The 7,436-nt window shown below is 59.6% G+C and carries 6 protein-coding genes and 3 tRNA genes; 6 read left to right on the top strand and 3 right to left on the bottom strand.

What is annotated here, in order from left to right:
- Both WBP53_RS10670 and WBP53_RS10665 read left to right on the top strand, forming a co-directional pair.
- A partial coding sequence (locus tag WBP53_RS10670; protein ID WP_423928723.1) for a bifunctional 2',3'-cyclic-nucleotide 2'-phosphodiesterase/3'-nucleotidase occupies positions 1–2,146 on the top strand: 2,146 nt, incomplete at its 5' end.
- Between the two features lie 70 nt (positions 2,147–2,216).
- On the top strand, positions 2,217–3,794 hold the full coding sequence (locus WBP53_RS10665) for a choice-of-anchor Q domain-containing protein (RefSeq protein ID WP_423928721.1): 1,578 nt from the start codon (positions 2,217–2,219) through the stop codon (positions 3,792–3,794).
- 15 nt (positions 3,795–3,809) lie between these two features.
- Here the strand turns inward: WBP53_RS10665 and WBP53_RS10660 are convergent, their stop codons facing one another.
- Entirely contained in the window at positions 3,810–4,268 is a 459-nt protein-coding gene (locus WBP53_RS10660) for a DUF4399 domain-containing protein (protein WP_423928719.1), read from the bottom strand.
- A gap of 186 nt (positions 4,269–4,454) precedes the next feature.
- Between WBP53_RS10660 and WBP53_RS10655 the strand changes: the two genes are divergently transcribed.
- The 3 genes from WBP53_RS10655 (at position 4,455) to WBP53_RS10645 (ending at position 4,782) form a co-directional block, all read left to right on the top strand.
- Positions 4,455–4,530, top strand: a tRNA-Ala gene (locus tag WBP53_RS10655).
- A 22-nt stretch (positions 4,531–4,552) separates the two neighbouring features.
- A tRNA-Glu gene (locus WBP53_RS10650) sits at positions 4,553–4,628 on the top strand.
- Positions 4,629–4,705: 77 nt separating this feature from the next.
- A tRNA-Asp gene (locus tag WBP53_RS10645) sits at positions 4,706–4,782 on the top strand.
- 65 nt (positions 4,783–4,847) lie between these two features.
- On the opposite strand, the gene WBP53_RS10640 is transcribed toward WBP53_RS10645, so the two are convergent.
- Positions 4,848–5,342, bottom strand: a complete 495-nt coding sequence (locus WBP53_RS10640; protein WP_423928717.1) for a DUF1249 domain-containing protein — start codon at positions 5,340–5,342, stop codon at positions 4,848–4,850.
- A gap of 77 nt (positions 5,343–5,419) precedes the next feature.
- Complete coding sequence (gene ppsR, locus WBP53_RS10635; RefSeq protein ID WP_423928725.1) at positions 5,420–6,241, bottom strand: posphoenolpyruvate synthetase regulatory kinase/phosphorylase PpsR; 822 nt, start codon at positions 6,239–6,241, stop codon at positions 5,420–5,422.
- Between the two features lie 144 nt (positions 6,242–6,385).
- Between ppsR and WBP53_RS10630 the strand changes: the two genes are divergently transcribed.
- Positions 6,386–7,436 (top strand): PEP/pyruvate-binding domain-containing protein (locus tag WBP53_RS10630; protein WP_423928715.1); only part of this gene is annotated, 1,051 nt, incomplete at its 3' end.

Genomic DNA, 7,436 nt, shown 5'->3' with positions numbered 1-7,436 from the left:
GTACTGGCACACCCAATCGAAACTTGTCAGCAAGGCTGAAAACCAGCCACGATCCCTCCTCACGCCAGTCGATACCTGGCCAATTGACCGAATGCAGAAGATGCGCAACGGAAATCGCTGTGGAGATGTTATGGATGTTCGCTGGTTGATCGCCGCACTAATCGCTGTTCCCGTTCTGGCCACGCTGGGATGCGCGCCTTCGCCATCACGGCACGCGCTGGCAGACGACGGTGCGCATGCCACCCTCGCGATCCTGGAATCAACCGACCTCCACTCGAGCATCCTCAGCTATGACTACTACAGGCTGGCGGAAGATGAATCGCTTGGGTTCGAGCGCATGGCTACTTTGGTCCACGAAGCGCGCAACGCGTATCCCAACACGCTCTTGTTCGATGCCGGGGATACCATCCAGGGCTCGGCCATTGCCGATTGGCAGGCCCACGGAAAACCCATTTCCTGCGAGCAGAAACTGGCCATGTACAAGGCCATGGATACGCTTGGCTATGACGGCGGCACGATAGGCAACCACGAGTTCAACTTCGGCTTGCCTTTCCTCGCCCAGGTGACCAATCAGGAAATGACTGTTGCTGGCGTCAGCGGATTGCCCTGCGAGGGTCCGGACTTCCCGCTCGTGCTCGCCAACGTGCTGGGCAGCGACGACGGCCAACCGATATTTCCGCCCACTGCCCTGCTTCGGCGCACCCTGAAGGCGACAACGCCAACAGGCGAGAGCGTTGAGGTACCGATCAAGGTCGGCATCATCGGATTCGCGCCGCCACCGATCATGCTCTGGGACAAGAAGCATCTCGAAGGCAGGGTAACCACTCTTGGCGTAGTCGAAGCGGCGCGACGCTATGCCCCAGGCCTGCGCGCTGAAGGTGCGGACATCATCGTCGCGATATCGCACGGCGGTATCGACCCGCGTGCGTACTCGGAAACCATGGAAAATGCCAACTGGCATCTGGCCATGGAGCCTGACATCGACGTACTGCTGCTCGGGCATTCCCATCAGGCGTTTCCCGATCCCGGCAACAAGGATTCGCGGTTCAGCCAGTTGCCTGAAGTCGACAATGTCCGCGGCTTCATCCACGGCAAGCCTGCCGTGATGGGCAACCTCTGGGGCAAGAGCCTGGGCGTGATCGAACTGGCTCTGGACTGGCGCGACGGCCATTGGAGAATCGATCCGGAGCGAACTCATTCCGAGGTGCGCAACATTCGCGATGCAACGGGAAAAACCGTTGCATCCGATCCTGACATCCGGCAAGCGGTCGCCACTGAACACGAAGCGACCATCGCCTATGTATCCCAACCCATAGGCAGCAGCAATTTTCCGATGACAACCTATTTCGCCGTAGTGGGTGACGTCTGTGCGATCCAGCCTGTCAACACCGCACAGCGCGAGTATGTGCGTCGATACGTCGACGAATTCATGCCCGACCTGAAGGATGTTCCGGTCATTGCCGCAATGGCACCGTTCAAGGTCGGCTTCGCCGGACCGAACGATTTCACCGTAATCAACGCAGGGCCTCTGGCTATTCGGAATGCCGCCGACCTCTACCTCTACAGCAACACGGTGGCCGCAATCACGCTGGATGGAGCAGGCGTCAAGGCGTGGCTTGAGCACTCGGCCGGCTACTTCAATCAGATCGACCCGATGAGGACCGAAGCACAGGCCCTTGTCGGCAAGAAAGTGCCCAGCTACAACTTTGACGTCATCCAGGGTGGCATCAGCTACGCGATCGACCTGGGTCGTCCCGCCGGAGAACGAATTGTCGATCTGCGCTACCTGGGGCAGCCCATCAAGCCGGACCAGCCATTCATCCTCGCAACAAACAGCTATCGCGCCAGCGGCGGAGGCGGTTTTCCGGGAACAGGTGGCGAAAATATCCTCTTCAATGCACCGGACATGAGCCGTAGCATTCTCGTTGAATGGGTCGAACAGCGCGGCACCCTGGACTTCGCAGACGATGGCGCAGACCGCGCCTGGCGATTCGTGCCGATGCAAACGGCGGGACCGGTCGAATTCCAGTCGGCCAGCAACAAGATGGATCTGGCCAGGAAGCTCGGCCTGCATGGCATCACCGAAACCAGCGCGACCGGCGACGGCATGTCCACCTATACAATCGACCTGTCCGTACCCCGATGATCTCCCAGATGCTGAACATGACCTCCTGCTTGCCAGCCACCTTTGGCTTCTGCTTGAACGCCGGGCTGACGTGACGCATTCGTATCCCGATGCTTGCAGACGCGGCTTCTACCGCCTGCAGAAGAGCGCACTGGCGGCAGGCCTTGCCATCGCGTTCCCTGCCGTCAATGCGAACGAAGCGGTTTCGCCACTGCCACGGGATATCCCGCTTGAGTGGCCCCTGCCCTACGAACGCAATGCAGCGACCACTCCGTTACGTGCACGCCTGGACGCCATGCGCATCTCAAGGCCTGGGCCGACCGGACATCGCAGCGAAACAATATTCGTCACCAATTGTGCCGACGATGATTCTGCCGGCAGCCTGCGTACGACAGTCGAAACGGCAACCAGCGGTGACATCGTCGATCTCAGCAACCTTGCCTGCAGCCACATCAGTCTGAGCCAGGGCGCACTCAAGATCGAACTGGATGAACTCACGTTGCGTGGGCCGGGCGCGAACCTGTTGACCCTTGACGGTTTGAACCAGGATCGGATCATCCTGCATCCGGGCTCAGGCTCCCTCAGCATCGAGAACCTGACGATTGCCAATGGTCGTTTTGAAGCCGTCGATACCGACATCGGTTTCGGCGGCTGCGTGGCGACCGGTGCCAGCTTGAGACTCCGCAGCGTGGTGATTCGCAACTGCTTGGCCATTGGCGTCGGGTCCTATGGCGGCGCGGTGTTGTCCGGTTTCATGAGCATGATCGACAGCACGATCTCGGGAAGTACGGCATTCGGAGATCATCCGACGAATGGCACGGCAGCCTACGGAGGTGGCGCGTTTTCGTACGGCGTCGACATCATCGACAGCTCGATCTCGGGCAACTCGGCCATCGGGACTGACAACGCACCCCTCACGCATTGGGAAATCGGTGGTGGGCTGTTCGTGGCCCGCAACGGGGGCAGCATCGAGCGAACGACCATCAGCGACAATTTCGCGATTCGTTTTGCTGGCGGCTTGACCCAGGAAGGCGATCTCGTCTTGCGCAACTCGACCATATCGGGCAACACGACGGAACAGGACGACGGCGGGGGACTGCGTGTCCGACAATTCACCTCCGTCCTGATCGAGAATTCGACGATCACCGGAAATCATGCCGGTTCCAGCGGCGGCGGCGTGTCATTCATCGACAACGCACTGGATTCGGGCATCAACAGCACGATCATCAGCGGCAACAGCGCCGGATTGAACGGTGCCGACGTCAACAGCAGCAGGCCGCTGTCGATTTCCGGCTCACACAATGTTGTCCGCGCAGCCGGCAGCAGCCTGACGCTGCCTGGCGATACTCTCGACGTCGACCCGCTGCTGTTGCCGTTGGGCGACAACGGAGGCCCTACCCTCACCCATGCATTGGGCACTGGAAGTCCGGCGATCAACCACGGCAGCAACCCGCAGGATCGATCCACTGACCAACGCGGCGTGGGCTATTCGCGTGAAGTCGACGGCTCGGCCGATATTGGGGCCTACGAAGTGCAGGGAGCGCCACCAGGGCCAACCGAGCTACCTGCGAACAGTATCTGGGCCAGCGGGCTGATGGCGAGCCTGCTGGCACTCCTGGGACTGCGCCGGAAACTCCCGGCGCGCAACTGGAAAGCGTCCAGTCGCTGATCAATCAAGGGCCAGCTATTTCACGGTCACCGTTATCTTCGCTGAAACGATCGGCGGATCGAACTGCATGTGCAATGCGTCGGCAAGATCAAGCTGCAAGGTGTGCTCGCCCGGCGTGAGCTTGATGACCGTTTCGGTCTGACCACCGCCAAAATGCACGTGCTTGGCATCAGCAGGGATCGGCATATCCAAAGGAGGCAGGTCATCGGTATCGATCAGGAGATGATGATGACCAGTCCCTTCCTTCATGGTTCCTGCCGGCGACACACCCATCCCGCGCAGACCGAATCGGACGGTCAATTCCTCGCCGACGACCTCACCATCCTTGGGTGATATGAAGTAGAGCTCCACACCCTCCGGAGCAGCAGTGCGCGGCAAGGCCGGCGCTTTTGCCGCATCTGCAAGCAAGGCCTGCGAACCCAGGATCGAGCCAGCCAGCAATAACGAACCAAGCAACGGTTTGATCAAACCCATGACGTTTCTCCGTGATGATTGAAGCCGATCATAACGCGACATGCATGAGCCGCAGCCAAAGCCTGGCGATTGTGCGAAACTGCCGGTTCGTTGAATTGAGACCCCCCCGAATCAGGACAAATAGTCACTCCATGCAGAATAAGTGTTGACGCTGAGGCCAGCACTCCTTATTCTTCCGCGCCTCCCGGGGCCATAGCTCAGCTGGGAGAGCGCTACAATGGCATTGTAGAGGTCGGCGGTTCGATCCCGCCTGGCTCCACCAGGTTTCCAAGGTTTCTCTATGCGTCCCCATCGTCTAGAGGCCCAGGACACCGCCCTTTCACGGCAGTAACAGGGGTTCGAATCCCCTTGGGGACGCCAGTGACGATCTTGGCTCGCGAAATCGAGTCAGATCGGTGAGAATAGCGGATTGCGCAGGATGCGCGCTTAGAAGATGTGGAGCGGTAGTTCAGCTGGTTAGAATGCTGGCCTGTCACGCCGGAGGTCGCGGGTTCGAGTCCCGTCCGCTCCGCCACTGTTCGCAGGAAAACCCGCGCAAGCGGGTTTTTTTGTGCCTTGAATTTGTCCGATCGGATGGATTCAGGCGAGCGCCGAAAACGGCTCGGCACCGACCGTAGGTGCCTGCTGGAGCGTCCCTATCGAATGACCCTGCTCGGCCAGATATTCGAGCCAGCGATTCAGGAACGAACTCTTGCGTACGCGACGCTCGAATACCGTGCGCGCAGGCGGCAACGGCCCCAGAGCCCGTTCAAGGCGCTGGTCGGCGTGATAGTGCAAGACCTCTGCAACACGCGCGTCACGGTACATGCGGATGCGTGCCGAAGGCACAAAGCCGCCAGACTCCGGATCGTGCAGGCAGTAGGTCAGCTCGATATCGATCGTATAGGGATGATGTTCGATCACCTGCAATCGCACGTCGAGATGATCATCAACCGACGAAAAATAAGATCCCGCAGGCAGACGTTGCGGCGCAAACAGACGGACCAGGCGATGATAGTTCTCGCCATGCATGCCCATCAGCCAGGCGAACCGGCTGGGCAAAACTGCATTGCGTCTGGCGACCAGGGTGGACATGGATCGATCATAGCATCGGGATTTTTCGCCACCAGTCTGCCGTGGAATGCACGAGAGGCGTAGTATTCGGCTCTCGCTCAGAACATGTGCTTCTCGATACCGAGCTGCGACAGGATCTTGCTGGCTATTTCCTCGATCGAAGTATTTGTCGTGCTCTGCATCGGAATATTGTCACGTCGGTAAAGTTTTTCGGCCAGTTCGAGCTCGCGCCGACACTGCGCCAGAGTCGCATACGTGCTGCCCGGCCGGCGCGCTTCGCGAACCTGGGCGAGGCGCTGCGCATCGATGCTCAAGGCATACAGTCTTTCCTTGTGCGGCTTCAGCCGGCTCGGCAACTCGAACCGCTCAAGGTCTTCTTCAGTCAAGGGATAGTTCGCCGCCTTGATACCGTAGTGCAACGCCATGTACAGGCAGGTGGGCGTCTTCCCCACGCGCGACACACCGATAAGGATCACCTCGGCATCGTCGTAATTCACGTCGATGCCGTCATCGTGCGAAAGCGCATAGTTGGTGGCATTGATACGCGCTTCGTACTCGGCGAAATTGGTCAATCCATGCGCCTTGCCAACCCGCGACGAGCGCGGCATGCCAAGTTCGTCCTGCAATGGACCGATAAACGGCGCAAACACGTCAAGCATCAGGCCTCCGCCGATGGCGACCATATCGCTGAGCCGCTGGTCCATGATCGTATTGACCACGATCGGGCGCACGCCGGATTGCGACTGCGACGCCCGGATCCGCTGGGCGGCGTGCTCGGCCTTTTCCTCGGTGTCCACGAAAGGCATGCGAAACGTATCGAAGTCCACGCCCTCGAACTGGGTCAGTACGCTGTGACCGATGGTTTCCGCGGTGATGCCGGTGCCATCAGAGATATAGAACACGGTACGGCGCATGCTGATTCCAGTGGGTTGCGGCCTTGTAGTCTAGTCAATTGGCTCGCCCGGGCGCACCACCTGGCCGCCCTCCTCCGGTCAATTTGGTGTGTTGCCGGCGCGGCATAGCCGGTAGAATGACGCACTGCGATATTTTCCCGGAGATTTCCCTTGAGCGACCTGGTTCTTTGGCTGGATGAGTTGCGTCTGACCGATCTTGGAAAGGTGGGCGGAAAGAACTCCTCGCTAGGCGAGATGATCGGCAACCTGAGCAAGCTTGGCGTCTCGGTGCCTGGCGGCTATGCCACCACTGCCGATGCCTTCCAGCAGTTCATCGCACAAAGCGGCTTGGCACAGCGTATCCAGGATCGTCTGGCTACTCTGGATGTCGATGATGTCGCCGCGTTGACTGCAGCTGGCACCGAAATCCGGCAGTGGGTTATCGATACGCCACTCATCCCCGAATTCGACAAGGCTGTTCGTGAGGCCTATGCGAAGCTCTGCGAGAAGGCCGGCGCCAGCGACATAGCGGTCGCGGTACGTTCGTCGGCCACGGCCGAAGACCTGCCCGATGCCTCCTTTGCCGGTCAGCAGGAGACCTTCCTCAATGTCATCGGCGCGGACGATGTCATCCACACGATGAAGGAAGTGTTTGCCTCGCTATACAACGACCGCGCCATCGCCTATCGCGTCCATCACGGCTTCAAGCACGAAGATGTTTCCCTGTCCGCCGGAGTACAACTCATGGTGCGCTCGGATATCGGTGCCTCGGGCGTGCTGTTCACGCTGGACACCGAATCGGGTTTCCGCAATGCCGTATTCGTCACCGGAAGCTACGGCCTTGGCGAAATGGTCGTACAGGGCGCAGTCAATCCGGATGAGTTCTACGTCTACAAGCCCACGCTCAAGGCTGGCAAACCAGCCATCCTTCGCCGCCAGATCGGATCCAAGCAGCAGCGAATGGTCTATTCAGACGCGGCCGGCGAGCGTGTGCGCATCGAAGAAACGCCAATCGCCGATCGCACGAAGTTTTGCCTCAGCGACGAGGATGTCCATGAACTGTCGCGCCAGGCCCTCACGATCGAGGAACATTACGGCCGTCCCATGGATATCGAGTGGGCCAAGGATGGAAATACCGGCAAGCTCTACATCGTGCAGGCGCGCCCGGAAACCGTGAAATCGCGTGGCACAGCCACCCAGATCGAACGCTTCCACCTGAATG

It is taken from the genome of Dokdonella sp. (genome assembly GCF_049593775.1).
Classification (GTDB): Bacteria; Pseudomonadota; Gammaproteobacteria; order Xanthomonadales; family Rhodanobacteraceae; genus Dokdonella.
The sequence above is the reverse complement of the archived record's forward strand: the minus strand, read 5'-3'. Positions and strand labels throughout refer to the sequence as shown.